The sequence below is a fragment of the Prosthecobacter dejongeii genome, from assembly GCF_014203045.1.
In the GTDB taxonomy this organism is placed as follows: Bacteria; Verrucomicrobiota; Verrucomicrobiia; order Verrucomicrobiales; family Verrucomicrobiaceae; genus Prosthecobacter; species Prosthecobacter dejongeii.
In genome coordinates this window covers 816,047-840,830 of the sequence record NZ_JACHIF010000001.1, presented here as the reverse complement: position 1 = coordinate 840,830, position 24,784 = coordinate 816,047, and the positions used below count along the sequence as shown (strand labels likewise).

Here is a 24,784-nt window from a genome sequence, read left to right as displayed (position 1 = left end):
CCGTTGCCCTCCAGAGAAGAATACGAGTTTTTGGTGCAGCGCGGGTGTGGCGACCTTAATATCTGACTTTGGCCATGGATAGCTTCCTCCCGCTGACCTCCATCGCCGAGATATGGCCAGCTAACCGAGCGTGCAGCTCTGACAAAGATAAGCCAGACTTCCGAACTTATCTGTTGGAGGAGCAACCTTTATCTCCGAATACGGTGTCAGCTTTCTACACTCTGTGCATTCGATGTCCAAGGACGGTAACCGGAGATGCATCGCGAGGCCTGCAGGTAGTACGTCCTTGACTCCAGACAGTTGGCGCAAACCTTTGACCAATGGAATGCGCAGGTCCGTAAAACCTGCCCAGAATTCACCGATGAGTGCCAGGTTCGGCTGACACTCCTTAAGTAAACGCGCCGTGCCACGATAGCCCAAATGGACGTCTTTGAGCTTCGAGGGGTCTCTAAGCTCTTCGATGGTTGGTTGGCTAATGTGTGCGATCAAAACATCACACTTGGAGAGATGTTGCTGAAGATCTGCAAAATATGCTGTATCCGCTGTATAGCCGATCCGTAGAACCGTTTTCCCTTTATTGTCGAGAAGTTCTACCATCATTCCCAGTGCGTGCTGTACATCAGTCCCGTGGTTTACCTTGAATGGAGTGATGCGCACGGGAATCTTTGCGGGGTGCTTGCCTAAATGGAAAGGTTGCGGAAACCCGCTTCCCATGACTATTGGCGGATGCTGATGCTGGGGCTTATCAAACCCGAATTTTGTCGCAGTGCTCGTATCTTCATCCCATAGCAACACATAAGGCTTGCTGCCAGGTCCCTTCGTGGAAGCCAAGCGTTTGTAGAGTTCATACCGGAGGTCGTCGATGTGCTTGAGGTCGCTGTTATGGTCGGGATGATTATGGCTCACCACCACGGCAGCGATTTCCCTCCCGTGATACCCAGCATCGTGAAAGTTTCTCAGAAAGTCGAATCCAGGATCAATCACAATCCCATAACCTCTCCACTTCAGGAAATAGCCACCACCGCGCCAGCGCCGCTCCGAGCCTTCTAGAAGGGTGACGGCACTGCTCCAGCCACGCAGAATACTCAGCGTGTTGTCCCGCTCGGAATCACCCTTCTTGAGGTATCTTTCATATTGGGTATCTCCGGCTTCGTCGATCGCCGCGATGATCCCTTCTTCTATTTCAGCAGTATCACCACCCTTCGCAGGTCTTGCCATCATGGCCCGGTCATCTGGAGAAAGGGCAGTAGGAACAATCTTCGATCTCAAAATCTGCAAGCCGCGGCGAGCACGAGCATGATCACCTCCTTGGGTGTCTTTGCTCGCAAGTGCCTTCTGGTAGGCACCCTCTGCTTCCTCCAATTTTCCTAAGTCGACATACGTCTGGGCAAGATTGGTCCACGCTTTTGCACGCGTTTGGAGGTTAGGATCTTCAAGAGCTTTGCGGTAGGCCTTAATCGCCTCATCGTGCTCGCCTTTGTCTCCTAGTGCGTTGCCGATGTTGTTCCAAGTGTATCCAGGGGTATCGTAGTTCGGATAGTCAAGAGCCCTGCGGTAAGCCTTAATCGCCTCATCGTGCTCGCCTTTGGCCCATAGTGCGTTGCCGATGTTGTTCCAAGCGTATCCAGGGGTATCATAGTTCGGATAGTCAAGAGCTGTGCGGTAGGCCTTAATCGCCTCATCCTGCTCGCCTTTGTCTCCTAGTACTATGCCGAGGTTGTTCCAAGCGTATCCAGGGGTATCGAAGCTCGGATCGTCAAGAGCTCTGCGGTAGGCCTTAATCGCCTCGTCGAGCGCACCTTTGTCTGCTAGTTTATTGCCGAAACTGTTCCAAACGTTTCCAGGTTGACTGAGTTTAGGATCGTCGAGGGCTTTGCGGTAAGCCTTGATCGCTTCTTCGTGATGGCCTTCTTCTTCAAAAGCAGCGCCTCGAACAAAATGAAGTAATCCTTGCCAACGTTCGGGTACCGAGTGTTCCGTCTCGGCGATAAGTTTGAGAGCCTTGTCGAACTCGCTCGTTCGACTTAGTTTACTTGCTTTGATCAACGCCTTTGCCCACTCCCAACTTTGAGCATCTGCAAAGGCCATCGCGGTCTCTGATGAAGAATCCGACGTTGACGCCTTATCTCCGAGAAGTGGTTGCTGCTCCCAGACAGCCCAGAACAGCCGGCTGAACTCGGACTCCTGATCATCCTTGGAGCGCTTCGAGGCTATTTTCCGCCGAGATGGTTGCATTGTGGATCATACAGGGCCGTAGTTGCGACACAACATATTCCAAATTTGATGAGCAAATCTCCTAATTGTTAAAAGATTGATTACCAAAGCTCGACGATGTGCAACGATTTCTGGTCTCACTTCCCCGTATCCAGGAACTTGATCACTTTTTCCAGCCATTTGGCTTCGGGAGCACCGTGGCCTTGGCCGGGGATCTGGAAGAGTTTTACGCCTTTGAAGTCGTCGGCCTGGAAGCCTTGCTCATAGATGGCCAGGGTGTTGTCGAGGTTGGAATCTTTGTCGCCGGTGATGAGGGCGAAGCGGTTTTGCTGCTGGGCGATCTGGGCCATCTGCGGATGGGGGAAGTAGCGGCGGTCATAGGCCATGCCTTCCTTGCCCTGGGTGGGGCGAAAGTAGTTCACGCCCATGAAACAGGCGGTGCCGGTGAACATGTCGGAATACGCGACGCCGATCATGGAGGCGACCCGCGCCCCACCGGAGTGGCCGCTGACGTAAACGCGGTCGGGATTCACTTTGTAGAGCTGGCGCAGGTGGTGGTTGGCATCCACGGCGAGGCGGATGCGGTCGGGCACTTCGCGATTGTTGCCGGAATTGACGGCACCGATGAAGATCAGCTTTTCATCGGCCAGCACCTTTTCCCATTCGGGATTGAGGTTCGGTTTTTCCCCGGGGCTGATCCAGATGAAAAGGCCGTGGGGATCGCTGTCCTTGTAGCTTTTGGGGACGATGATTTCGAAGGTTTCACGGCTGAGATCGTAGGGCCGAGGGGCATCGGAATCCGACAGCCGCATTTGGTACTGTTCGTCGCTGTTTTGCGGGATGGAGCCCTGGAAAGTGATGGTGCTGCGGACGCCTAGCTTGATTTCTGGGGCTGCGGGTGTGGCAGCGGCCAGGGGTAGGACGGCCGTGAAGAGGGCGAAGAGAGAAAAACGAAGCATGCAGTCATCACAACGGATGAAGTGGCATAATCCAAGAGAGAAGTTTCGCCTGGAGGCCCAGGGACGCACGGCAGCGGTTGCGCCCGCGCCATTCCCGCCTATCTACCCGGCCCGCATATGCACAGTTTCCGTTATACCCAGGGCGAATTGTTCGCCGAAAACGTCTCTCTCCAATCCCTGGCCGAGCAACACGGCACGCCCCTGTACGTGTATTCCAAAGCCACGATCACGGGCCACTTCACCCGCCTGGATGCGGCGCTGGGCCAGTTGGACCACCTCATCTGCTACGCGGTGAAGGCGAACTCCAACCTCGCCGTGCTGAGCACCATCGCCAAGCTGGGCGGTGGGTTTGACATCGTTTCCGCCGGCGAACTTTATCGCGTGATCAAAGCCGGGGGCGATGCCTCCAAGTGTACCTTTGCCGGAGTGGGCAAGACCCGCGACGAGATCGTCTATGCGCTGGAGCAGGGTGTGTACTGCATCAATGCGGAGTCCGAAGCTGAGCTGCGCTACATCAACCAAGTGGCGGGCGAGATCGGCAAAAAAGCCCCGGTGGCTGTGCGCGTGAACCCGAACGTGGATGCGAAGACGCACGCGAAGATCACCACGGGCAAGAGCGAGAACAAATTCGGCATCGAGTTTGAAAACATCCTCGAAGTTTATGGCCGTGTGGCGGCTGAGATGCCGAATCTCCAGATCAAGGGCCTGCAGATGCACATCGGCTCCCAGCTCACTAGCGTGGATCCGTTCGTTGAAGCGGTGAAAAAAGTGGTGCCTTTGGTCCAGGAAGTGAAGGACAAGTACGGTATCCAGTTTTTCAGCATCGGCGGTGGTATCGGCATCAATTATAAGCAGAGCCTGGACTCCGGCGATGAAGGCTGGTGGCAGGAAAACAGCGAAGTGCACCCCCTCACCGTCCAGGCCTATGCTGAAGCGGTGGTGCCTCACTTGGCTCCCCTGGGCCTGCGTATCCTGTGCGAGCCGGGCCGTTTCATGGTGGGCAATGCAGGCGTGCTTTTGACCAAGGTGCTCTATGAAAAGCGCGGTGCGGCCAAGACCTTCAAGATCGTGGATGCGGGGATGAATGACCTCATCCGCCCGACGCTGTATGAAGGCTGGCACATGATCACCCCGCTGAAGCAGCCGGCGACGGATGCGGTGGAGAAGGTGGACGTGGTGGGCCCCATCTGCGAAACGGGAGATTTCCTGGCGCAGAACCGCGAGATTCCCCTGGTGAATGAAGGCGACTACTTGGCGGTGCTCAGCGCCGGCGCGTATGGTTTTACCATGGCCTCCAACTACAATACCCGCCCGATGCCGGCCGAGATCCTGGTGGATGGTGACAAGGCTACCGTGGTGCGCGAGCGCCAGACGCTGGAAGACGTGCTGAAGGGCGAGCACATCGCCTAATTCGATCCCGATCTTCTGACAAATTCAGCCCTCTCTGCCAGCTTGGTGGAGGGGGCTTTTTTATGGGCTATCTGGACTCCGGCTTTGTCTCTTCCTTCTCCTCAGCCTTTTTCACCAGAGATTCAAAGACGAACCACTGGTCCCAGTGCTCATGGACAAAACGATGCATGATGGGCAGCCAGACTTTGCCCAGGTCATCGGCACGTTGCTTGGTCTTGCCATCGTAAAAGCAGGGGCCGCAGACGATGCGGTATTTCAGGGTGCCCATGAGTTGCAGGAAAATGGGGTAACAGGGCACTCGGGCGATCTCTGCCAGCACCAGGGGCCCGCGCGGGATTTTGAAGGTCACACCCTCATCATCCATCTCGATGGGGGAGACGCCTGTGACGACTCGATCCCCCTGAACGGCTACGGCTTCGCCTGCCATGAGGATGCGGCAAAGCTCCAGCCCTAGGTGGCTGTCCACCTCATTGTAGTGGACACGTAGGTGCGGATTTTCGGCTTCCACTTTTCTCAATTCGGCCGCTCGCAGTTCCTGCAGCTCCTCGGTTTGCTCCGGTACGCGGACCATGTGCAGGGTGCGGCCAAATTTTTGGGCGAACAGAGTGGCTCCAATGTCGTAATTGCCACTGTGAATCGTAAAAACCAGGACCCCGCCGGGCTGCGCGCGCATTTCTTCGAAGTGCTCGAGGTTGGGTATGTCCCAGGTGACCTCGCGCTTAAAATGCATGTGCCAGAGGCGGTCAAGGTAGGTCAGGGCGAACTGGTGGAATACCTGGTACCCGGCCCACCAGCGGCGCAGGAGGCCGAAGTCCGGGCGCAGCCCACGCAAATTATCCAGTACCGCCCGGCGCTGCGGGCCCGCCAGGCAGTAGATGGCCAAGACCACGGTGGAATTCAGTGCGAGGCACAGCCAAACGGGCAAAATGCGCAGAATTTTGAGCAAAATCTGAGTCCAGAAAGCACCATGCAGTCCAGTATTCCGCAGACGCGGCGCTTGCGGAGTAGGAGCTTTGGCGGTTTCTTCTGGAGGCATGAGGGGGCAGCTTCGATGTCTATCCGTGACTCCATGGGCCACAGCCTGAGACATCTCTTCAGCTCTACCTTTGCCTAGACCAGTAACTCCGTCAAAACAACATGAACGATCCCCAACTGTCTGCCATGCCAAAGACTGATTACGATGTGATCATCATGGGCGGTGCCTTTAGCGGTGCCTCCGCCGCCCTATTATTGAAGCGTGACCACCCCGAGCTGCGAGTGCTGGTGGTGGAGCGGAGGGTGGAATTTGATCGCAAAGTGGGTGAGAGCACCTCTGAGGTGGGGGGCTGCTTCCTCACCCGTGTCCTACACCTAGGCAGCTACCTCAGCGCTCATCATTATCAAAAACATGGCCTGCGCATGTGGTTCTGCAAAAGCCCACAGGACAGTGTGGAAGACTGCACGGAGCTAGGGCCCAAATTTCAAAGCCGTCTCCCCACCTTCCAACTGGATCGCTCTCTGCTGGATGAGCACGTGCTGCAACTGGCCCAGGAAGCTGGAGCGGATCTGCTACGCCCTGCTACCCTGCGTGAAGTGAATCTGGCTGAAGATGAGAGCCCCCACACCGTCACGGTGGCCAGCATGTCTCCTGAAGGCAATAAAGAGACCCGCACTTACTCGACTCGCTGGGTCATTGATGCCTCTGGCAAAGCGGCCGTGCTTTCAAAAAAGCTAGGCCTGCACCGCCCACTAGGTGATGAGCATGCTACTTCCTCCCTCTGGTGCCGCTACCGCAATGTCAATACGCTGGACAGTCACAAGAGCCGCAGCATGCACCCACAGCTCATGATGAGGGCGAAGGCCTCCCGCGCCAGCGCGACAAATCACCTCATGGGCCGCGGCTGGTGGGTGTGGCTCATCCCCCTCTCCAACGGCGACTACAGCGTGGGCATCGTGTGGGACCGCAGTGTCTTCACCCTGCCAGAAGGGCCCTCCCTCCAAGCGAGGTTGCACGCCCATATCTTGCAGCACCCGATTGGTCGGCTCATGTTTAAAAATGCCGAGCCGATTGAGGGAGACACTTTTTACTACAAGGGCCTGCCCTATCACACGGAGCAGATGGCGGGCAATCGCTGGGCCATGGTGGGAGATGCCGCCGGTTTCATTGATCCCCTCTATAGCCAGGGTCTGGACTACTGCGGCCACACCGTTTACGCCGTCACCCAGATGATCGGTAAAGAGGCCATGGGGCAGGACATCACCGAGACGCTGAACTACCTCAAAGGGGCCTACAAACGCAGTTACCGCCTGTGGTTTGAATCCCTCTACATGGGTAAGTACGAATACATGGGCGATGCCGAACTGGTGCGCATCTCCTTCATCATGGACCTGGGCACCTACTTTGTGGGGCCCGTGCGCCTGGTTTATGACAACCCAGACTACGAGTTTGGCCGCCTGCCATACGATGGGCCTGCCGGGACCTTTTTTGCCAAATTCATGGCGTTGTACAATCGCCGCCTGAATGCCATGGCCAAAAAACGTCTGGCCAAGGGCACTTATGGGCTCTGGAATACCGGCATGGATCTCACGCTGGGGCAGAGCTACACGCCGGATTTTTCTGCGCTGCGTTTCCTACGCTGGGGCATCCGTCTGTGGCTGATGGCTGAGCTACGCACGATCTTTGGCAAGGCCCCTAAAACCATGCCGGCGATGGCAGAGATGCCGATGGAAAAGGCCCCCATGCCGTCGGTGGCGTGATGGGCGTTTTCAAAGCTGCGATTTAGTGCGGCGGGGGAAAGTCGCTCGATCTTCCCCAGCGCCCGATGAGACCTAACGAGTGCTCTTGAGCAACTCGGACAGCGGCACGATGTCACCTTCGGGGACTTCGGGATCGAAGTCACCACGTGCACGGCGCTTTTCTTCGGAGGCTTTTTCTTTGGAGTCACGCAGCGCATTGCGCTTGGACTCCTTCTTTTCCTTGCGGGTGGAAGGCGTCATTTCCAGGAAGGTGGAGGAGGACTTCAGTTCGTTGATGCTGGGGTGTTTTTCTTCCAGCAGAGTCACCAGTTCTTCCGGTAGGCCACGCCACACCGTGAACATGCCATTGGAGACCGGGCGATCAATGATGACGTGGTCCACCACCGTGCCATTGACCATGGTCATCAGCATCTCTCCCTGACGCATGCGGGTGACGATGTCCAAGGCCTGGGTGCCTTTGAAATCCAGCTTCAGGGTCACACCATAGGTGCCATCATCTGCGGGGAAGGGATGGATGGCGGAGACGCCCTGGGTGCTGAATTCCGGAATGATCTTGAAGATCATGTTCCGCCCATTGACGTTGCGGCGGAAGATCGTCTTGGGGGAATCCATGTCATTTCCCTGGGAGTGGACGGTGATGACCACCTTCTCCTTTTCCATGGATTGACAGGCAGGAAACCAAACGGCCACCAAGAGAGCAAGAAACAGACGGTGCATAAGTGTAAGGAAACCAGATTGCCTCCGGCTTTGCAACCCAGGAGACAGATTATCCCACATCCCTTTGCCATTACGGGGCCTTCCCCGCAGGGGGCTTGGGGCGGATTTTTTCAAACACTTCTTTTTGCTCTGGGGTGAGTTCCTTTTCGATGTCCTGCGCAGCGCGCGTGACGATCTCCCAAACCTGGCGGATACCCTCTTCCCTCAGTTCTGTCAGCTCCGCCACGGCCTTGTCCGTGTGCGCTTCTAGCCTCGGACGCTGGGCCTCTGCTGGGTGCAGTTTTTCCAAGTGTTTCATCGCCTGCTGTTTCCAAAATGCAGGGTCCTCTTTCTTTTTCTGGATGCCTTTGCTGACGATGATCCCCAGGGTGAAGCCCACGCCGAGGCTGAACACGATGAGCAAGGTGATGAGGCAGCCTGCCTTAGTGCGGGGAGAGTAACTCATGGCCAGGAAAGCTCCATGGTGACGGCGCGGTCCAGCGCCGGGGCTTCGATGCGGGATTCAAACCAACCCGAAAACGCATAGCCCGCACTCAGGCTAAACACGACCGCAGTGGCCAGCACAGCCCGCAGACCCAGGCCATTCAAGACCTCCTCCCACACCTCCCCTGTCGTCTGCCGTGCCTGCGCCAGCACACGCGTGGTGAAACCGAAAGGTAGGGCCGGAAGATCGGCCTCAGTGGCCTGGCGGGCCTGCTGGGCGAGAAGCTGCCAGCGTTGGTCGAAGTTGTTCATGGCTTGTGAAATTCACTTTTCATCGTTTGGCGTGCCAGGGCACGAAGTTTGTGCCGGGCCCGCATGGCGCGCATTTTCACCATGGGGCGAGTCCAGCCCGTGATCTGGGATATCTCCTGGGTGGAGCGTTCCTCCAGATCCAGCAGCGTGAGCACCAGGCGGTCTGACGGAGACAGCAGGGAGAGCAGTCGAGTGACCACCGCTTTGGCATCGGTGCTGGGCGTGGTGGGTTGCTCCGCCTGGCGATTCAGCAGGTAGTCCATCCAGTCGGCCTCGCCCTCGTTGAGGTCGGTAAAGCGCCACTCGGGCCGCGCCTTCTCGGCCCGTAATGCATCCAGGCAGGTGCGTACGGTGAGGCGGCTCACCCAGTGCTCGAAGGGGATGCCGTCCCGCTCGCGATACGAGTCCAGTTTTTGAAACAGCTTCCCATAGACCTCCTGCATCAGATCTTCCTCGCTCTCGCGCCGGGGCAGGTGATTGCGCACCAGTCGCCGCACCAGCGGATGCAAGTGGACGATCAACGCCTCGGCGGCAGCGGCATCGCCACTGCGCACGCGCTGAAGACAGTCCTGCACCTCGAAAGCATCTGGCATCACGATGGCGGGAGTTTATGGAAGAAACGGGGCACACTGCGAGAACAACGTGGCGGCATGTCGCCCGGTAACGGCTTATTTGATCAAGTCTGCCACAGCAATGCGTAAACAGGCATCCGTGCGGGACTTTTGTTTGTCCTCCCCGCCCAGGCAATAGACCTGCCCCTCACACACCACCAGACCCACCATCGCCTTGTATGGCAGCGGTTTGGCGGGGCGATATTCGTTCTTCTGGAGATCGTAGAGAAAGGCCTCATCCGTGAAGCCTTCGGCATCGTTTTTGAAACCGCCGGCGAGGTAGATCAAATCGTCATGGAGAGCCACCGCCGTGAGACCCCGCACCGCATAGGGAAACGAAGGCAGCTTTCTCCAGGTCTGGGTTTCCATGGCAAAGGCGTAGGCATCGTAGGTATTCACCACGACTTGTTTTGCCACGTCCCAATGAGCGCCGCCAAAGATAAAAAGCTGCTCTCCCACCGTGGCTGAAGCTGCGATGCCAATCGGCAGACCGGGGTAATCAGGCAGAGGCTCTATTTGGCCGTCGGGATTTAATGTGAAAACAGATTTGGTTAGGCTTGCGAGGTCAGCGGCATCGGGAGTGCCTCCCACGAAGAGGAGCTTTTCTCCCATCATCCCGCCCGCAGCCAGCACGACGGGCTGTGTTTTGGGTAGCCCCTGACGCAGGACCAGATGGCCAGCCGCGAATGAGCCTTGAGAATCAAAGCCCTTTGTCCCGGTAGAGCCTCCGGCAAAAACGAAGCCCATTTTAGACTGCCCTGCCACCCCATAAGCCATAGGTGATGGCAGTTCCAAGGCGGAGGTCTTCCACTGCTTCTTGACGGGATCAAAAAGATGCACCGAGGAGAGCCACTTTTTCTCGCCATTGAGCCAGCGGGTACCACCTGCCACCACCACGTGTCCATGATCTACCCCACAGGCAAATCCGCCGTTCGCCTCCGGCAATCGGGGCAGTTTTTCCCACTCAGCGGCTTTCGCTTTCAGCAGGCACAGCACTGTCAGCAGGCAGCTTATGGTCAGGATCGGTCGCGCGGTCATAGGCATCCATACGGGTTTCAGGAGTTTTCCAATCAGGCCGCAGGCGAACATCGGCTTTTCCAGAGAGTTCGCCCACCGCGCTGGCGGGCTGCTTGTCCTCCGTGCGGCGCATTTCCCACCAGCACTGACCGCAGTGATTGTGGGCGTGGTTGATGACAAATCCGGCCTCCTTCATCAGCGGGCCGATCCAGCCCATGCAGTGGTCGCAGTAGTCCGGGTATTGTTGCAGGTCATTGCGGATCAAGAAACCCTTGGAAGGGCAGGCGTGCATATCAATGCGAAAGACATCTTCCTTTGCCGTCGTGGTCCAGTCACCGCCTTCCTCCGCCAGGGTGTGGCCCCAATATTCCTTCATGCCTTCGAAGCCCTTGCCCACAATCAGGGCCGTGGCATGGCGCTGCGAGTCTTCATAAATGGCTTCATGCCAGTAGCTACGAACTAGCCCATGCCCGCCTTGCTTCTGCAGCCAGTCAAAGGTCCACTCATAGTGGCCGCAGAAGTCGTAGATGCCGATCATGGGGGTATCAAACGGGGTTCGTGATCGGTTGCTTACGTGGTTCCGTTTCGTCTGTTAAAGGTTCGGGCAGTCCACTCACTCGGGCCAAGGGTGACAGCACATTCACGGGCCAAGGGCGGAAGCGTTCGATGATGCCGGGGGCCAATTCCTTGCCGTTTTGGTATCCTCGACGCAGCATCTCCATCTTCGCATCAATGTTATCCACATGATGTAGGATGACCGCCTCAGGTGTCTTGGGTAGCACGGGCGAACCAAATTCATACTGGCCGTGGTGAGAGGCGATGAGATGCAGCAGGTGCATGCGCACCAGATCTCCCGCAGGCTCCAGCATCGTCCAGGCAGGAGCCTCGGGCCGATCCATCATGTCACGCCAGAGTTTGTTCACCAATTCCAGGCCTAACGAAATGTGTCCCAACATTTCCCCATGCAGTTGATAGGGTTGGCTGAAGCCTGTCTCGGGGTAGGTGTTTTCCCACAGCTTGCCGCAATCATGAAACAACACCCCAGCCACCAGAAGATCGTGATTGAGGGTGGGATACACTCCGGCAATCGCCACGGCCGTGCGCATCATTTGCGCGACGTGTTCCACTAGGCCACCCCGGCGGGCATGATGATTTTCCCGCGCCGCAGCGGTACGGCGGAAACGCTCTCCATGCTTCTCCAAAAACAGACTGCAAAGTGTCTTCAGCCGAGGATCACGCATCGCCTCCACCAAGGCTACAATGTCCGCATAGTCCGCCCGCTGCCGCTCGGCCAGATCGGCATCGCCACTGAGGATGATTTGCTTTTCCTCGTCGCTGAGCAGGCGCATTTGTGGCTGCCGTGGCTCGATGCCATATTTCCCCGTGTCCACCCACTGCGCCGCCAGTTCGATGAACGTGCCGCGTTGGAGCTGCCGTGCGTCTTGAAACAATGGGTTATTATCAAACACGCGCCAGACCATGGAGTCTCCGGCATCGGCCAGTTTCACCTCCAGGAACGGCGCTCCACCTGAGGTTTGCTTTTCGATGCGGTTATCCACCTGAGCATGGACCCGGTAAGGCTGCGCTGAAGGACCCGCGATCTGCTTCAGTTGCGTGAGGGTCAAAAGGTCAAGATCAGCGGCATCGTCCATGCCTCAGTCAAAACCGACTCCGGCAGGGGATGCAAGGAAGAACGTGAGAGCAGATGGTGAACTGAAGGGTTTAGTAAAACTCAAAAGCTAGCCATTGGCCCAGACTGGACGAAACCACTTTAATACGTTAATATGGAACATGTCTGCGACTTTCAACTCCGTGCTTGAACAGGCTCTTCAGTTGCCTGTTGATGAACGTTCACGCATCGCCTCCCGTTTGATTGAAAGCGTGGATGAAGCCGAAGATATGGAGATAAGCCCTGCTTGGCAGGCTGAGATCGAAAGCCGAATGGAGTCCATTCGCCAGGGCAGCGCCAAACTCATCCCCCACGACGATGTGATCACCGGGCTTCGGCGTAAACTGGCTGAACAGCGAGCCTCCAAGTCCGCATGACCATCTTATGGCACGGCGATGCCGTTCGCGAACTTGAAGAGGCTGCGCTTTATTATAGAGGTATTCATGAGGAACTTGGTCAGAAGTTCGTTTCTACAACCGAGGTGGTCCTTGCCGAGATCCAAGCGAGACCGGTCATGCGCAGAAAATTCGATGGGGAAGCACAAAAAGCTCGATTAAAGAGGTTCCCGTATGCCGTGGTTTACTGGGTGGATCAGGCTGAGCTTCATATCATCGCCGTCATGCATTTGCATCGAGAGCCAGGATATTGGCACGGGCGATTGGATGAATAGATGACTTTATTTCCACAAGATTCACACCGCATTCGCCTTGAGTACACGCAGCATGTTTTCTCCCAGCACCAGGCGGATGGCTTCGTCGCTGTGGCCACGCATGACCATGCCTAGGGTGAATAGGGGCCAGTTGGTCCAGGCGATGCTTTGTTCAGCCTGAGGTGTGGTGACGTAGTCATCCTTGGGCCACAGGTGCTCCCAGCGGTCACCGACTCCCCCGAGAGGTGATGAACCATCCGGGCGGCGCAGAATTTTGGCACGCTCCTCTTTCTCAAATCGCGAGGTGTAGGAGATGTCGCAGCCGATGGCGGCATGCTGAGCACCGAAGGTTTTGATGACGTGATCCAGGTGATCCATGAGCGAGGTGATGTCCCCTTTGCCGCCGAGGAAACGCGAGATGCAGCACATACCCACGAGGCCGTCCGTTTCACAAATGGCGCGGATGGCACTGTCGGGTTTGCCACGGAAGTGAGTGTAAACCCCGGCGCAGGTAGTGTGGCTGGCCACCATGGGTTTGCTCGAAGCTTTGGCGGCATCTTCTGCCGTTTTCCAGCCGCTGTGGGCCACATCCACGATGACTCCGACCTTGTTCATTTCGGCCACAGTGGCTTTGCCGAAATCGCTCAAGCCGCCGTCATGCGGCTCTCCCGCGCCATCGCCGATGGGGTTTCGGCGGTTATACGTGAGGTGCATCATGCGGATGCCCAGCTCATGGAAGATGCGGACGAAACGCAGCTCATCCTTCACGCTGTCCCACTCCATTCGTAGCGGCACGCCATTGCCCGTAAAACAGAGGCCGACATGCCCCTCTTTTTTGAGGGCGACGATTTCCTCCGCTGTGGTGACCTTCGATAGCGCAGGCTTCAGGCCATCGGTAGCTTTGGTGAAATGCGCGAGACGCTTGATGAGTCGCAGCGGATCATTACCCTCCTCGCCTGCGTTTTGGAAAATGCAGGTCACGCCTGCCGCATTGAAGGCCTGGAAAAACTCCTCTCGCTCCCGTTCATTGGCCACCCCTCGGCTCATTGACATGGACTCGCGCAGATCACTCAATTCATCTGAAGAAGCGCCTTCCCGAATGGCCGCATTGATGGCCTCACCATCCACGGCGAAGCGGGGCGCAAAGCCATACGATTCGAAGACGACCGAGTTGAAGTGCAGTTCCCAGGCCCGTTCGACTTGTGCCTGGGTGGGTTTCAATAGGCCCAGAGCAATCTCGCGGGGCTTGTCGATCGTTGGGTTACCTGTTCTCCAGATCTCGCGGCTTGCTTGAGCCTGAGTGGAGATGTGGAAACTGCTGGCCAGGGCAGCCAGGGGTAACTGAGACAGCAGGGAACGACGGGAAAGACTCATAAATCTCTTTTGGTTAGGCGGGGTAGTGATCAGGGAGCCAAAGCCTTCAAAACAGACAGGGCTTTGTCCTCAAAAATCTTTTGCCACTCTGGGGCCACGAGGGCGTCACAATCCTCCTGGGCATATCCCGTGTTGTTCCGCTGCGCGACGGTGGCGGCGTAGTAGATATAGCCATTGGTGTAGCCTGCGACAAACGCATGAGGATCGGCGAACGCTCTCTTGATATTCAAGCCGACTTCGACTGTCAGTTCACCCGGAAAAGTGACCATCTTAAAATCTCCCACGCGCAGCCCAGCGATCTCTACATCGAGGGTGGGAGATCCTGCTGCACGGTTTTGCGCCAGATGTTTTTTGAGCAGGGCATGATTGGCATTCAGCCGGGTGAGCTTTTCCATGATCTGGATGTTTTGCAGGTAGGTCTCCACGGCTGCACGATTGTCGGCATCCAGCTTGGTCAGGGCATCTTGGCCTAACGATTGATCATGCAAATAACTTTGGGCGTAGTGGGAGGGGAAATCGGGTGTCAGCTTTTGCTGGATGAGCAGAGGCAGGAAGGTTTTAAAATTGATGTTCGTCGGCTTCAGCGCTGCCAGGAGTTTGATCTGCTCTGCCTCGATGGCGGCCATGCGTTTCTCCAAGTCCTGCCCCCGAGGCAATGCGAGGATTTCCTGGCTGACTTTGAGCGTGGTCGTGCTGGTGGTTTGGATCTTTTTGGCCGCTTGAATGACGCTAAGTCCCAGCTTGTGTCCGAGAGGCTCCGCATCCGCCGGGCGGCTGACTTCCTTGTAGCGCAGTGGATTGATGTCGCCGCCGCAGCCTTGGATAAAGAAGGCCATCGCTCCGCCGCCAAGGCTTTCTTCGATCAACTGCGAAGCATAGGCTGGATAGTCCGCCGAGCTGCCTTTGTGCGGCGGATTCATGATGGGGTGACAGGCAAAGGAATACAGCAGAGCTAGGGTCTGCCCATCTTCACGGTCCAGCCGCAGAAGACCGATCTGGGGGTCAATGGGCCCCACACTGGCCACGTCTTCATCCCGGGGCATGGAGTAGGCGCGGCGCATGTCCACCTCGCTCCCATCCTTCATTTTTAAGCGGCGGTTTTCACTGATGCGGTCTTCATGCCCCACCCCTGCACCTGCTTTGACCGGGACTAAATGAGCCCAGGCTTCCTTGATGGCTTGGGCAACTAACGTCTCCGCATCTGCACGTACGATGCCATGGCAGTGGCTGGCATTCACCACGATGCTTTCCGGTTTTACGCCTAACTCCTTTTGCAATTGGCCGCGTAAATTGGCCATGAAGCCATTGCCAATGCGACCAATTTCCCCCACTGCCACCGCATCTAAAGTGACCAGCACCAAAGTTTCTGCATCACTCTGAATGACCAAGGCCTTGGCAAAGCTAGGGTCATGAACAGGTCCGGCTTTGTAATCGGTGATGTCCACTTTAGATACCCCAGCACGCAGCCCTGCCGCTTCTAGGGGGGACGTGAACAGTGCCAGGAAAAGCAAAAACGTGGAGAGACGGGCGGCAGGCATTGCGCCTGAAAAAACGCATCTAAAAAAGACCTTTCAGCACCCATCAGCGCCAGAAAAAGATGTTTTTGTGACCCCCTCGTTCCGTTTTTAGGGCGTCTTATGTTAGGATGGGAACGCGTGGGCAAAGAGCGGGCGTAAATCTCTGCGCGGAAATACGCTATTCGCGCTAAAGAACCGCCCGCTCGTTCGTTGCACAGATGCCGGGTGCCGTCTTTCCAGACCTGCGCCTCGGGCCCAATTTCCTTCACCATGATTCGCAAGCCTCTTTCTGTCCTCCTTTTGCCCTTGGCTCTGAGCCTCAGCTCCTGCGGCCCCAAGCCTGAAGTCCAGGCGACTCAAGAAGCGCCTGCCGCCAAGCCTGAGGCCAAAAAGACCGAGGAAAAACCTGCACCTGTGGCTGCTGTGGCCCCTTCCGCCCCGGCAATTCCTGAAGCTCCAGCGATGGCCAATCCCCAGTTTCCTCAGGCGGTGGACATTGGTGGGTTTGGCAGTGACGAGCCCCTGGAGCCCAAAGACATGCCCTCCCGCGGCATCATTACCATGGGGCCGGAATCGTGGGAGCATAGCAATGGCGCTCACTGGGAAACCTACACGGGCACGAAGTTTAAGGCGAAGCGCTGGGGCCGTTACAAGGTGCGCCTGACTTACTCGCTGAATCGCGCAGCTTTAGGCATGCAGTTCCGCATGGGGGATTTGGTGGTCAAAAAGTCCCTCTCAAATGCCAGCACCCCACGCAAAACCTACCTGGGTGAAATTTATGTCGCTCAGCCAGGGGACCTTCCTTTTGCCCTGCTGACCCCGCCAACGGATAACGGCGGCTTTGTCCTGCATGAGGTGGCCCTCATCCCCACTTGTGAGGGTGAAACGCCCAAACAGGCGGAAGACGGCAGCATCACGCTGAGTGCTAAGGATGCCATCACGTGGTCTGAAAACATGCGCTATGAACCGAAGCCCGAGAAGAACTGCCTGGGCTACTGGACCTCTGAGGAAGACCTGGCCGAGTGGGAATTCCAAGTCACCAAACCTGGGCGCTATAAAGTCACGGTGAGTCATGGCTGCGGTGGGGGCAATCACGGCAGCGAGGTGGAACTCAAACACGCGGACCAGACCCTGAAATTCACCACGCAGGACACCGGCGGATTCCAGAATTGGAAAGAGGTGTCGCTGGGCGAAATCGAAATCAAGGCCACGGGCAAACAGCGCCTGCGCATTGACCCGGTGAACAAGGTGAAATCGGCCGTGCTGGACGTGCAGAAAGTGGTGCTGACACCGGTGGGTTAAGCCTCCGCTTTTTCAGCCAGCAGGATCCGCAGCACCTCCGCTGCAATCGCAAAACCAAAGGTGCCCGTGACAAAGGTGGCCGCGCCGAAACCCGCTGCGCAGTCCAGCCGCAGCCCCCCCTCTGTGCCCTGTTCCCGCTCGGTGGAGCAGGAGCCATCTGCTTGCGGATACACCGCTTTTTCCGTGGAATACACGCAGGGCACATCCCAGTGCATCGGCTTTCCGCCAAGGCTTTTGGCAAAACCATGGACATCCCGCAGGCAGCGGCGCAGTTGCAGCAGCAGCGGGTCCCCGCCAGCGTGACCTAGATCAGCCACCTTGACCTGGGTGGGATCTCGTCGGCCCCCCGCACTGCCAGAAACGACCACGGGAATGCCCAACGCCCGCGCTTTGGCGATGATGAGAGCTTTGATCTGAGTGCTATCTACTGCATCCACAAGGACATCGAAACCCGGTGCCAGCAGACGATCTGCATTGCTTTCCAGGAAAAATTCCGGCTGGGCGAGCACTTGGCATTCGGGCGTGATTTCCGCCACACGCCGGGCCAGCACCGCCACTTTCGGGTGCCCCACAGTGTGCGCCAGCGCGGGCAGTTGGCGATTGGTATTGGTGATGCAGACATCATCCATGTCCATCAGCGTCAGGGAGCCCACACCGCTACGGGCCAGCGCCTCCACCACCCATGAGCCGACCCCGCCCACACCGATCACCGCCACACGTGCGCCATGCAGCCGTGGCAGGGCCTGCACGCCGTAGAGACGGCCAATACCGCCGAAACGCTGGAGATAACTTTCTGTCATGCTTCCTTCCATAGCCGTAAAAGAACACAGGCAAGGCAAAAAACACCTGCCTGAATTCTTTGCGTTCCATGGGCCTCTTTGCAGCTATACCTCTCTCACATGTCTGAATTCTCGCTCACCTTCCTCGGCACCGGCACCTCCGTCGGCATCCCGATGATCGGCTGTGACTGTGAGACCTGCCACAGCACGGATCCCCGGGATAACCGCCTACGCTCCAGCATCTGGCTGCGCACGCCGGAGATGAGCTCGATCGTGGACACGCCGCCAGACCTCCGCACCCAGTGCCTGCGCGCAGGCATCCGCCACCTGGATGCGGCCCTCTTCACGCACCCGCACATGGATCACCTCACGGGCTTTGACGAGTTGCGCCGCTTCACCATCCCGGCAGATCAATTCATGCCCATCTATGCCATGCCCTCCTGCCTCGCCGTGCTGGAGCGCATGTTTGAGTACGCCTTCAATGGGGAGAACCGCTATCGTGGTTATCTCAAACCTTTCCCGAAACCCATTCATGGCCCCTTTCACTTGGGTGAAACGCTGGTGACACCCCTGCCTGTGCTGCATGGCAAAGTAGAGACCGTGGGCTACCTTTTTACCCGGCAAGAGCGCAAACTCTGTGCCTATATCCCTGATGCCAAGATCATCCAGCCCGAGGCCCTTGCCGCCATGGGAGGCGTGGATACTCTCATTGTGGATGCCCTGCGTTACACGGAGCACCCCACGCACATGAGCGTGGCCGAGGCCCTGGCCGTGCAGGCGCAGATCCGCCCTCGGCGCACCTTTCTCACCCACTTGCAATGCGAGGTCATGCACTCGCGGGCTGAACCCCTCCTGCCCGAGGGAGTCAAAATCGCCTATGATGGGCTGGAACTGCACTGGGATCTGTGATCATGGCCACCTCCAGACCATCATCCCTTGGGTTAGGCTGCTTTAGACAGACGATCGTGCACGGCCTAGCCCTACTTACTCTCTTCGCCAGTCCTCTGCGGGCTCAGGAGCCCCCGCCAGCTTTGGATCTCAGCGGTGAAACCGTGGTCATTTACAATCCCGACTTCGCCCAGTCTCAGGAACTGGCTGAATACTACGCCCAAAAGCGTGGCATCCCTGCGGACCGTGTCATCGGTCTCGATTGCCCCATGACGGACTCCATGACCCGCCAGGAGTATAACGAACTTTTGCGCAAACCTTTGTTCGAGGCCTTCGTGCGTCGGGGCTGGTGGCGGCTGGGCCAGCAAGAGTTAAAAGATCCGGTCACGGGCAAGTCCATGCCTGCCATGACGGTGGCCGAGTCTGCCGTGCGCGTGGTGGTGCTGATGCGCGGCATCCCGTTTCAAATTCAGCGCGATGCGCAAAACCCCAAGAACACGCAGGAAGATGAAGCCAGCGTGGATAGCGAACTGGCCCTGCTAGGCCTGCCGCGCCAGCCCATCGCGGGTGCTTTGCGTAATCCTTACTTCAAGCAGGACATGCGCTTCCAAATGTTCCAGGGCACACCGGGGCTGCTGCTGGTGGGGCGGCTAGATGGGCCGGATGCAGACACTGTGAAACGCATGATTGATGACGCCCTTAGCGCTGAAGAACACGGGCTTCGTGGGCGCGCCGTGATTGACCTGGCTCAGAAAACTGGAGCCTATCAGGAAGGTGAAGACTGGCTAAACCGCAGCGCCATCCTCTTTCGCCAAAAGGGCATCCCCGTTTATGTGGACAAGGCGGAGGCCGTGCTGCCAGACCACTGGCCCCTGCCGGATACCGCCTTTTATTTTGGCTGGTATACCACCCACGCCAGCGGGGCTATCGCCAGTCCCTCATTCAAATTTCAGACCGGGGCCATCGCCTGTCATTTGCACTCCTTCAGTGGGGCTGCCCTGCGTGCGCCAGATCGGCACTGGGTAGGTCCGCTGCTGCGCCAGGGGGCCGCCGCTGCCCTGGGAAATGTGTTTGAGCCCTACCTCAGCCTCACGGTCCACTTTGATGTGCTCAACCAGCGCCTGCTGGAAGGCTACACACTGGCGGAGGCGGCCTGGAATGCCACCCCCGTGCTCTCCTGGATGAACGTCGTCTGTGGCGATCCTCTCTACCGTCCCTATGCACGCGGCGCTGGCTCCAGCATGGGCGATGGACGCGACCGCGACTACGCTTTGTATCAGGGCACCTCCACCCGACATCCGGGTGAGGATAGCCGGGAACTGAAGCAGGCCCTGACCACCCTCGCCGAAACACGCAGCAAACCGCACCTGCTGGAACTCACCTCCCTGCTCTCCGCCAGCGAAGGCAAGAACAACGAAGCCATTGACCTGCTGGAGCACGCCCTCAGCCTCTACGTCATCGCCTCTGACAAAGCCCGCGCGCATCTATATCAGGCCCGTCTGTATCTGGATGAAAACCGTCCGGCTGAGGCCAAGGCCACCCTGCAAAAGATGCTGGATGATCCTAACCAAAAGGATGTGCCGGCCAGCCAAGCCGCCCGGCTCATTCACAGTCAGATTCCCTGAGCCAGCCGCACGCGGATGAGCAGGTCATTGATGCCAGAACGAGCTGCATCCTCGGGTAGCTCCCGCAGCGTGCTCGCCTCATGCGCGGCCTGTAGCATGGCCCTCAGGCGCTCAAACTCGCTCTGGTGAAAAGCCAGGTCTGCATCGTCCAGCGTGCCCTGTTCAGGCCCGGCCAGCTTGCGGGCGATGAGGTCATCCACATACGGCAGGCGAAAGGTCTCATTCAGCGTCACCAGATTCGCCTCCACCTCGCCCGTGCGCATCATCCAGATGCCCGTCAGCAGCACACGATAGACATATAGCAGCGGCTTCACCCGATGCGGCGATTCTTTCAAAAACAGCTCCCACTGCGTGTGTACAAAACCCAGGTAGTGATGCGAATGATGACGGGTGATGCAGCCCTTGGCGATCTCCTTTAGCTCCGCATGTTCCGGAGTCGTCTGCACGATCAGCGGCGAATAAAGCTGCTCCAGCACATAGCCGTTTTTCTTCAGCAGTAGGTTGAAGAACTTCTTCACATCATGGCTGACGATGTCCATCTCCAGCCCCTCAATGATGCGGGAATCCTCCACCGTCTCATGCCGGGCATCCAGTCCCAGTACCTGCCTGAGCGGCAGCACATGCGCGCCTCGCAGATCCACATCTGAATCCGGAGACGGAAAGCCATACAAGTGCGCTCCGCTAATGGTCGCAAACAGCAAGGGATAAGGCTGCGCCGTGGTGATGCGCTGAAGGCGAGGGTCTTGGACCGTGGCTGCGATGGAAGGTGTCATAAAGAATGGATGGTTAGGCCGCTTTGGAGCGCCGCGCCAAAATTAATATTTGGTTAGCCGCTTCATAGTCCGGTCTTTCGGGCAGCTTGGTTTCGGCCAGGGCTTGTTCGAATTCGCGGTGCAGGCGCTGCCGCCAGGCATCCACCTGCTCCCAGGTGAGTTCACCGCGCTTCACGGCCAGCAGTTCCTCGCGGCGCTCGCCCACATGCACGGGCACGCGGCCTTCGCGTACCGCCCCCGCTCCGCTCATGAGGAGGCGGAGGAGGTGCATGGCGTGCTTCCAGCGCACCTGCCCCTGATTGCGCAGGTCCTGCTCAATCTTTTTGAACTGACTGAGGGCATAACCGTTGAAGGTCTGGAAGATCATCTGGGAGAGGAACTTGTCCCGAATCGCCAGCAGCTCCTGAGCAATGGGCGTGGCCTTTTCCACCAGCGGCGAATACAGGCACTCAAGGATGTTGGGGTTGGCTTTCAGGGCCATGGTGAGAAACTTCTGCAGCTCCCAGTAGCAGGCCTGCTGTTCGTTGTCCTCAAACTGCTCGGGTGCACCATAAAGCGACCAGTGCAGATCTGCCGGGGCGAGGTAGATGCCGCGCAAATCTGTGTCCGAAGTCTCCGTCTCCAGGCCATAAGCCCGAGAACCGACGATGCAGCGGTAGATGACATGATCCTCTAGCGCAAAGTTTTGCAGGCTATTGGAGGCACCCTCGAGGCGATCTTTGAAAAGCTTCAGCACCTCCATCTCGTTAGGCAGCAAAGCGGCTTCAAAGCCATCAGGAAAACGCACGAGGTAACGCTGCTCCTCACCACAGGGAGTCCTTGTTACAATGCCCACGGCCCCACGCGGATGTACCAGGGCATGATTGCTGCCATGCACGCTGATGAGCGTGACCACCTGCGTGCCAGCGTGGATGTTTTGGGGTTGATGAGACATGAATAAACTTAGGAGGAGGCCGTCCAGTTCTCCACCTTCAGTCCAGGAATGCGAGTGAATTCACGGGTGTTGTTCGTCACCAGCACAGCTTTTAATGCCATGGCATGGGCGGCAATGAGCTGGTCATTTTCACCAATGTTTTTTCCTTTGGATTCCAAGTGATGGCGGATGAAGCCATAAGCCTCCACACAGCCCTCCACTGTCCAGTCAAACGCATGAAAGGCAGACATCGCCAGCCGGGTGGCGGCGGCCTCCTGCTCATAGTCCAGGCTATTGCGAGCGCCAAACTCCAGCTCTGCCAGAGTGATGGCTGAACAAGCTACCGTATGCCCGGCCTTGGACTGTGCCCGGCAAGCTGAAAGAATGTTTCGCGCCTGCTGCACACGCAGCTTCTGAGCCTCCGTCCTGGCGACCCTGATCTTCAGTCCTCGCATCATGTGAATGAGGATGTCTGTATCAAGCAAGTAGATCATCTTCAGTCAGACCCTTTGCGTTTCTGAGGCGGCTTTTTCTCACGCTTTTCGACGGCTTTCAGAAACTCATCCGAAAGCTGCTGGCAGCCTTCTTCCATACGATCCCAAGGATCGCGTTCACTGATCAAAATGCCTTCGGGAGTGTGGCGGATATAAACCTCAGGGCCTTTGACACGAAACTCCTTGGGCAGTCGCACGGCCTGGCTGCGCCCGTTTTGAAAAACTTTGGCGATGGCGGTCATGCTTGATCTATACCATCTGGTAGCATCAGATCAAGCCTCCCGTTATGCGCCATCACTTCACCTTGATCGGCTGTCGGGCGATCACCTCGTTTTCCTGGGTGGTGTAGCGCAGCTCGTAATCTCCGGCTTCTTCAGGGGCCTTGATCTCGACCATGGCAGGAGCATCCACGACGTAGGCATAGTCGAGGTATTCGGACTCTGGCGCGCCGACCTTGGTGATGGTGACAAAGTCTCCTGCGCCAGCAGGACCTGTCCAGGCGATGTTAATGGGTGAATCCTTGGCCACTTCGGTCGGGCCTTTGAGCGTGGCCTGCATAGCCGTGAGTTTGATGGGCCGGCTAAATATCACTTTGTTTTGCTGCTCCTCAGTGATCCGGATCTCCATTTCGCCAGTCTTGCGCGGGGCCAGAATTTTCAGCGGATTCTCCCCGCCATCCAGTCGGCGGTAGTCATTGTAGGCACCGGGCTGTGCTGTTTTTTCGACGATGGAAATGTAGAGATTCCCAACAGCCGGGGCTTTCCAGCCGATGGCTACCATGGACCCGGCCATGACGGTTTCAGGAGCTTCCAGGCCCAGTGTGGCTGCCTCCACCTTGAAGGCTTTGCGAGCGAAGGGCTTGATGCTGCCCTCGTTGGCATAGCGCATTTCATAGTCACCAGGTTCCGCCGGGGCATTCATCTGCACGCTGTCACTGTTGGCCGTGGGGCGTGTGTAAATTTGGTATTCGCCATCTTCAGCGCCTGCTTTCACCCAGCCGATCCAGTCGTTGTTCTGAACGGGGGCTTTGAATTTGACCGTCATCGGGGTGCTGGAGGTCACGGTGGCGGGTACTTCCAGCGTGACCTGCGGCACTTTGACCTCGAAGGGTTTAGATCGGCCACAAATCACGTTGGACCCATTCGCCCCGCGTTGGGTGAAACGCGCCTCATACATGCCCGGCAGGTCCGGGGCGATGATGGCCATCGTGGCCTCTTTTCCAATCGCATCTCGCAGATTGGGCACGGCGGAATCGGGTGCGTCTGCTGGAGCGATGACGATGTGTTGGTCACCGATGCCATTGGCCCCCGAGAACATCAGGGCAAACTCCTGCAACACGGTGATCTCTTCATTGGGAATTTCGATCGTGACCTTGGGCAGTTCTGTCACATCCAGCACGAAGGTATTGTCCGCTGAGCGCGCCACGCCCAGGTCCGTGAATGTGCGCCCGGCTGGGGCGACCTTCGCTGTGTAGATCCCGGGCGGCAGCTCGCCTGTCCAGGTGCCGGGCTCCTCGCCCTTCGTCAATTTATTGGGCGTTTTGTCTCCCCCGGTGAGGCTGATGTCACCCTCCGCCAGCGGCTCCCCGTTCTTCATGACCCGCACGGTGACCTTCAGCTTTTCCACCTTTGGCGGAGCGGCAGGGATGGCGACAGTGGTGGCGGTAGCGTTTTTGAGCGCCTCGGCCAGCTTCAGCACGCTGTCCGCGTTTTCAATCGGGGCCAGGACGGCAAACCGCGCCGCCACCCCTTTCGGCAGGCCGATGCCAATGATGCGCACATCGGCATCAATGCCCTCGGACTTCAGTTTGGCCAAGGCTGCGGTCACATCGCCTCCGCAGGATTCTTCGCCATCGGTAAAAACGATGACCTGTTTCTTACCCGGTTTTGTGAAATCCTCAGCCGCCGCATTCAGCGAGATGGCCAGCGGTGTGGCCCCGATGGCGCGGGCTTCTTTGACCAGCTTCAGCATTTCACCTCGCTGAAAACCTTCGATGGGGACGACTAGGGCGGTGTCCTCACAGGCCCCGGGTTCACGGTGAGACACTTTGGAACCATAGAGTCGCAGACCGATGTGCAGATCTTCCTTTTCAGGCGCCGTGGCGATAAATTCACTGAGCACCTGCTTCGCCGCATCAATGCGGTAACGCCCGTCGCTGAGCTTGTTCCACATGGAGCCGGAGCAGTCCAGGATGAGCTCCACGGAGGTCGGCTCGGCGAGCGCGGTGGATGACAACAGACCCAGACAAGTGAGGAAAACGGGAAGGCGCATACGATGGATACTTAACGAGTTATAGCCTCTTTGAGACACGACGGTTACTGCACAAAATAAACCGCTTAGAAGATTTTAGACCGCTGTGAAGGAAACTTCCGTTCTGGGCCATCTGCTCCTTTAGGGATCGA

General features: G+C 57.6%; 25 protein-coding genes. 7 read left to right on the top strand and 18 right to left on the bottom strand.

All coding sequences use genetic code 11. From position 1 onward, the window contains the following. Positions 1-120: 120 nt before the first annotated feature. Positions 121-2,235 carry a tetratricopeptide repeat protein gene (locus tag HNQ64_RS03155; protein ID WP_184205279.1) on the bottom strand — a complete coding sequence of 705 codons (2,115 nt, stop codon included), beginning with the start codon at positions 2,233-2,235 and terminating at the stop codon, positions 121-123. Positions 2,236-2,351: 116 nt separating this feature from the next. After that, a complete protein-coding gene (locus HNQ64_RS03150) occupies positions 2,352-3,173 on the bottom strand; it encodes a PHB depolymerase family esterase (protein WP_184205277.1) in 822 nt (273 codons plus the stop codon). A 117-nt stretch (positions 3,174-3,290) separates the two neighbouring features. Here HNQ64_RS03150 and lysA point away from each other — a divergent pair, with 117 nt between their 5' ends. Further along, positions 3,291-4,583 (top strand): diaminopimelate decarboxylase, encoded by a 1,293-nt coding sequence (gene lysA / locus HNQ64_RS03145; protein ID WP_184205275.1) that lies wholly within the window; start codon positions 3,291-3,293, stop codon positions 4,581-4,583. Between the two features lie 67 nt (positions 4,584-4,650). Here lysA and HNQ64_RS03140 read toward each other — a convergent pair whose 3' ends face one another. Continuing rightward, entirely contained in the window at positions 4,651-5,619 is a 969-nt protein-coding gene (locus HNQ64_RS03140; RefSeq protein WP_184205273.1) for an LpxL/LpxP family acyltransferase, read from the bottom strand. A gap of 101 nt (positions 5,620-5,720) precedes the next feature. Here HNQ64_RS03140 and HNQ64_RS03135 point away from each other — a divergent pair, with 101 nt between their 5' ends. Then, positions 5,721-7,319: an NAD(P)/FAD-dependent oxidoreductase gene (locus HNQ64_RS03135; RefSeq protein WP_184205271.1), complete on the top strand. Its 1,599-nt coding sequence runs from the start codon at positions 5,721-5,723 to the stop codon at positions 7,317-7,319. A 72-nt stretch (positions 7,320-7,391) separates the two neighbouring features. Here the strand turns inward: HNQ64_RS03135 and HNQ64_RS03130 are convergent, their stop codons facing one another. The 7 genes from HNQ64_RS03130 to HNQ64_RS03100 all read right to left on the bottom strand — a co-directional run bounded on the left by HNQ64_RS03130 (position 7,392) and on the right by HNQ64_RS03100 (position 12,051). Next, on the bottom strand, positions 7,392-8,036 hold the full coding sequence (locus tag HNQ64_RS03130) for a hypothetical protein (RefSeq protein WP_184205269.1): 645 nt from the start codon (positions 8,034-8,036) through the stop codon (positions 7,392-7,394). A gap of 70 nt (positions 8,037-8,106) precedes the next feature. Next, positions 8,107-8,481, bottom strand: coding sequence for a hypothetical protein (locus tag HNQ64_RS03125; RefSeq protein ID WP_184205267.1), 375 nt, complete (start codon positions 8,479-8,481; stop codon positions 8,107-8,109). Continuing rightward, positions 8,478-8,771 carry a hypothetical protein gene (locus HNQ64_RS03120; protein ID WP_184205265.1) on the bottom strand — a complete coding sequence of 98 codons (294 nt, stop codon included), beginning with the start codon at positions 8,769-8,771 and terminating at the stop codon, positions 8,478-8,480. The genes HNQ64_RS03125 and HNQ64_RS03120 overlap by 4 nt, the downstream gene beginning before the upstream one ends. Further along, on the bottom strand, positions 8,768-9,364 hold the full coding sequence (locus HNQ64_RS03115) for an RNA polymerase sigma factor (RefSeq protein ID WP_221305315.1): 597 nt from the start codon (positions 9,362-9,364) through the stop codon (positions 8,768-8,770). Before HNQ64_RS03115 ends, HNQ64_RS03120 begins: the two co-directional genes overlap by 4 nt. 75 nt (positions 9,365-9,439) lie before the next feature. After that, positions 9,440-10,420 (bottom strand): Kelch repeat-containing protein, encoded by a 981-nt coding sequence (locus tag HNQ64_RS03110; protein ID WP_184205261.1) that lies wholly within the window; start codon positions 10,418-10,420, stop codon positions 9,440-9,442. After that, positions 10,347-10,937 carry a hypothetical protein gene (locus tag HNQ64_RS03105; protein WP_184205259.1) on the bottom strand — a complete coding sequence of 197 codons (591 nt, stop codon included), beginning with the start codon at positions 10,935-10,937 and terminating at the stop codon, positions 10,347-10,349. Before HNQ64_RS03105 ends, HNQ64_RS03110 begins: the two co-directional genes overlap by 74 nt. A gap of 7 nt (positions 10,938-10,944) precedes the next feature. Further along, on the bottom strand, positions 10,945-12,051 hold the full coding sequence (locus HNQ64_RS03100) for an HD domain-containing protein (RefSeq protein WP_184205257.1): 1,107 nt from the start codon (positions 12,049-12,051) through the stop codon (positions 10,945-10,947). A 139-nt stretch (positions 12,052-12,190) separates the two neighbouring features. Between HNQ64_RS03100 and HNQ64_RS03095 the strand changes: the two genes are divergently transcribed. Both HNQ64_RS03095 and HNQ64_RS03090 read left to right on the top strand, forming a co-directional pair. Then, positions 12,191-12,445: an addiction module protein gene (locus tag HNQ64_RS03095; protein WP_184205255.1), complete on the top strand. Its 255-nt coding sequence runs from the start codon at positions 12,191-12,193 to the stop codon at positions 12,443-12,445. After that, positions 12,442-12,738, top strand: a complete 297-nt coding sequence (locus tag HNQ64_RS03090; RefSeq protein ID WP_184205254.1) for a type II toxin-antitoxin system RelE/ParE family toxin — start codon at positions 12,442-12,444, stop codon at positions 12,736-12,738. Before HNQ64_RS03095 ends, HNQ64_RS03090 begins: the two co-directional genes overlap by 4 nt. Before the next feature lie 21 nt (positions 12,739-12,759). Here the strand turns inward: HNQ64_RS03090 and HNQ64_RS03085 are convergent, their stop codons facing one another. Beyond that, entirely contained in the window at positions 12,760-14,091 is a 1,332-nt protein-coding gene (locus HNQ64_RS03085; protein ID WP_184205252.1) for a dipeptidase, read from the bottom strand. 29 nt (positions 14,092-14,120) lie between these two features. Continuing rightward, on the bottom strand, positions 14,121-15,629 hold the full coding sequence (locus HNQ64_RS03080) for a hypothetical protein (RefSeq protein WP_246430920.1): 1,509 nt from the start codon (positions 15,627-15,629) through the stop codon (positions 14,121-14,123). Positions 15,630-15,878: 249 nt separating this feature from the next. Here HNQ64_RS03080 and HNQ64_RS03075 point away from each other — a divergent pair, with 249 nt between their 5' ends. Beyond that, entirely contained in the window at positions 15,879-16,910 is a 1,032-nt protein-coding gene (locus HNQ64_RS03075; protein ID WP_184205250.1) for a DUF5077 domain-containing protein, read from the top strand. Here HNQ64_RS03075 and HNQ64_RS03070 read toward each other — a convergent pair. Then, positions 16,907-17,710 carry a tRNA threonylcarbamoyladenosine dehydratase gene (locus HNQ64_RS03070; RefSeq protein ID WP_184205249.1) on the bottom strand — a complete coding sequence of 268 codons (804 nt, stop codon included), beginning with the start codon at positions 17,708-17,710 and terminating at the stop codon, positions 16,907-16,909. The genes HNQ64_RS03075 and HNQ64_RS03070 overlap by 4 nt on opposite strands. A 99-nt stretch (positions 17,711-17,809) precedes the next feature. Between HNQ64_RS03070 and HNQ64_RS03065 the strand changes: the two genes are divergently transcribed. Both HNQ64_RS03065 and HNQ64_RS03060 read left to right on the top strand, forming a co-directional pair. Beyond that, positions 17,810-18,598: an MBL fold metallo-hydrolase gene (locus HNQ64_RS03065; RefSeq protein WP_184205247.1), complete on the top strand. Its 789-nt coding sequence runs from the start codon at positions 17,810-17,812 to the stop codon at positions 18,596-18,598. 2 nt (positions 18,599-18,600) lie between these two features. Continuing rightward, a complete protein-coding gene (locus tag HNQ64_RS03060; protein WP_184205245.1) occupies positions 18,601-20,202 on the top strand; it encodes a TIGR03790 family protein in 1,602 nt (533 codons plus the stop codon). On the opposite strand, the gene HNQ64_RS03055 is transcribed toward HNQ64_RS03060, so the two are convergent. From HNQ64_RS03055 to HNQ64_RS03035, 5 genes are read right to left on the bottom strand one after another with little or no spacing between them, the layout of a single operon-like run. Next, positions 20,190-20,975 carry a nucleotidyltransferase domain-containing protein gene (locus HNQ64_RS03055; RefSeq protein WP_184205243.1) on the bottom strand — a complete coding sequence of 262 codons (786 nt, stop codon included), beginning with the start codon at positions 20,973-20,975 and terminating at the stop codon, positions 20,190-20,192. The two genes, HNQ64_RS03060 and HNQ64_RS03055, sit on opposite strands and share 13 nt — an antisense overlap. 13 nt (positions 20,976-20,988) lie before the next feature. Next, a complete protein-coding gene (locus HNQ64_RS03050; RefSeq protein WP_184205241.1) occupies positions 20,989-21,909 on the bottom strand; it encodes a nucleotidyltransferase domain-containing protein in 921 nt (306 codons plus the stop codon). Between the two features lie 8 nt (positions 21,910-21,917). Further along, on the bottom strand, positions 21,918-22,382 hold the full coding sequence (locus tag HNQ64_RS03045; protein WP_184205239.1) for a type II toxin-antitoxin system VapC family toxin: 465 nt from the start codon (positions 22,380-22,382) through the stop codon (positions 21,918-21,920). Between the two features lie 2 nt (positions 22,383-22,384). Beyond that, a complete protein-coding gene (locus tag HNQ64_RS03040; protein ID WP_184205237.1) occupies positions 22,385-22,624 on the bottom strand; it encodes an antitoxin in 240 nt (79 codons plus the stop codon). Between the two features lie 52 nt (positions 22,625-22,676). Continuing rightward, on the bottom strand, positions 22,677-24,653 hold the full coding sequence (locus HNQ64_RS03035) for a VWA domain-containing protein (RefSeq protein ID WP_184205235.1): 1,977 nt from the start codon (positions 24,651-24,653) through the stop codon (positions 22,677-22,679). Positions 24,654-24,784 lie beyond the last annotated feature (131 nt).

Excerpts from the sequence above, each read along its gene's own strand:
- HNQ64_RS03155 (WP_184205279.1), bottom strand. The coding sequence starts at position 2,235 with ATGCAACCATCTCGGCGGAAAATAGCCTCGAAGCGCTCCAAGGATGAT.
- HNQ64_RS03150 (WP_184205277.1), bottom strand. The coding sequence starts at position 3,173 with ATGCTTCGTTTTTCTCTCTTCGCCCTCTTCACGGCCGTCCTACCCCTG.
- lysA (WP_184205275.1), top strand. The coding sequence starts at position 3,291 with ATGCACAGTTTCCGTTATACCCAGGGCGAATTGTTCGCCGAAAACGTC.
- HNQ64_RS03140 (WP_184205273.1), bottom strand. The coding sequence starts at position 5,619 with ATGCCTCCAGAAGAAACCGCCAAAGCTCCTACTCCGCAAGCGCCGCGT.
- HNQ64_RS03135 (WP_184205271.1), top strand. The coding sequence starts at position 5,721 with ATGAACGATCCCCAACTGTCTGCCATGCCAAAGACTGATTACGATGTG.
- HNQ64_RS03130 (WP_184205269.1), bottom strand. The coding sequence starts at position 8,036 with ATGCACCGTCTGTTTCTTGCTCTCTTGGTGGCCGTTTGGTTTCCTGCC.
- HNQ64_RS03125 (WP_184205267.1), bottom strand. The coding sequence starts at position 8,481 with ATGAGTTACTCTCCCCGCACTAAGGCAGGCTGCCTCATCACCTTGCTC.
- HNQ64_RS03120 (WP_184205265.1), bottom strand. The coding sequence starts at position 8,771 with ATGAACAACTTCGACCAACGCTGGCAGCTTCTCGCCCAGCAGGCCCGC.
- HNQ64_RS03115 (WP_221305315.1), bottom strand. The coding sequence starts at position 9,364 with ATGCCAGATGCTTTCGAGGTGCAGGACTGTCTTCAGCGCGTGCGCAGT.
- HNQ64_RS03110 (WP_184205261.1), bottom strand. The coding sequence starts at position 10,420 with ATGACCGCGCGACCGATCCTGACCATAAGCTGCCTGCTGACAGTGCTG.
- HNQ64_RS03105 (WP_184205259.1), bottom strand. The coding sequence starts at position 10,937 with ATGATCGGCATCTACGACTTCTGCGGCCACTATGAGTGGACCTTTGAC.
- HNQ64_RS03100 (WP_184205257.1), bottom strand. The coding sequence starts at position 12,051 with ATGGACGATGCCGCTGATCTTGACCTTTTGACCCTCACGCAACTGAAG.
- HNQ64_RS03095 (WP_184205255.1), top strand. The coding sequence starts at position 12,191 with ATGTCTGCGACTTTCAACTCCGTGCTTGAACAGGCTCTTCAGTTGCCT.
- HNQ64_RS03090 (WP_184205254.1), top strand. The coding sequence starts at position 12,442 with ATGACCATCTTATGGCACGGCGATGCCGTTCGCGAACTTGAAGAGGCT.
- HNQ64_RS03085 (WP_184205252.1), bottom strand. The coding sequence starts at position 14,091 with ATGAGTCTTTCCCGTCGTTCCCTGCTGTCTCAGTTACCCCTGGCTGCC.
- HNQ64_RS03080 (WP_246430920.1), bottom strand. The coding sequence starts at position 15,629 with ATGCCTGCCGCCCGTCTCTCCACGTTTTTGCTTTTCCTGGCACTGTTC.
- HNQ64_RS03075 (WP_184205250.1), top strand. The coding sequence starts at position 15,879 with ATGATTCGCAAGCCTCTTTCTGTCCTCCTTTTGCCCTTGGCTCTGAGC.
- HNQ64_RS03070 (WP_184205249.1), bottom strand. The coding sequence starts at position 17,710 with ATGACAGAAAGTTATCTCCAGCGTTTCGGCGGTATTGGCCGTCTCTAC.
- HNQ64_RS03065 (WP_184205247.1), top strand. The coding sequence starts at position 17,810 with ATGTCTGAATTCTCGCTCACCTTCCTCGGCACCGGCACCTCCGTCGGC.
- HNQ64_RS03060 (WP_184205245.1), top strand. The coding sequence starts at position 18,601 with ATGGCCACCTCCAGACCATCATCCCTTGGGTTAGGCTGCTTTAGACAG.
- HNQ64_RS03055 (WP_184205243.1), bottom strand. The coding sequence starts at position 20,975 with ATGACACCTTCCATCGCAGCCACGGTCCAAGACCCTCGCCTTCAGCGC.
- HNQ64_RS03050 (WP_184205241.1), bottom strand. The coding sequence starts at position 21,909 with ATGTCTCATCAACCCCAAAACATCCACGCTGGCACGCAGGTGGTCACG.
- HNQ64_RS03045 (WP_184205239.1), bottom strand. The coding sequence starts at position 22,382 with ATGATCTACTTGCTTGATACAGACATCCTCATTCACATGATGCGAGGA.
- HNQ64_RS03040 (WP_184205237.1), bottom strand. The coding sequence starts at position 22,624 with ATGACCGCCATCGCCAAAGTTTTTCAAAACGGGCGCAGCCAGGCCGTG.
- HNQ64_RS03035 (WP_184205235.1), bottom strand. The coding sequence starts at position 24,653 with ATGCGCCTTCCCGTTTTCCTCACTTGTCTGGGTCTGTTGTCATCCACC.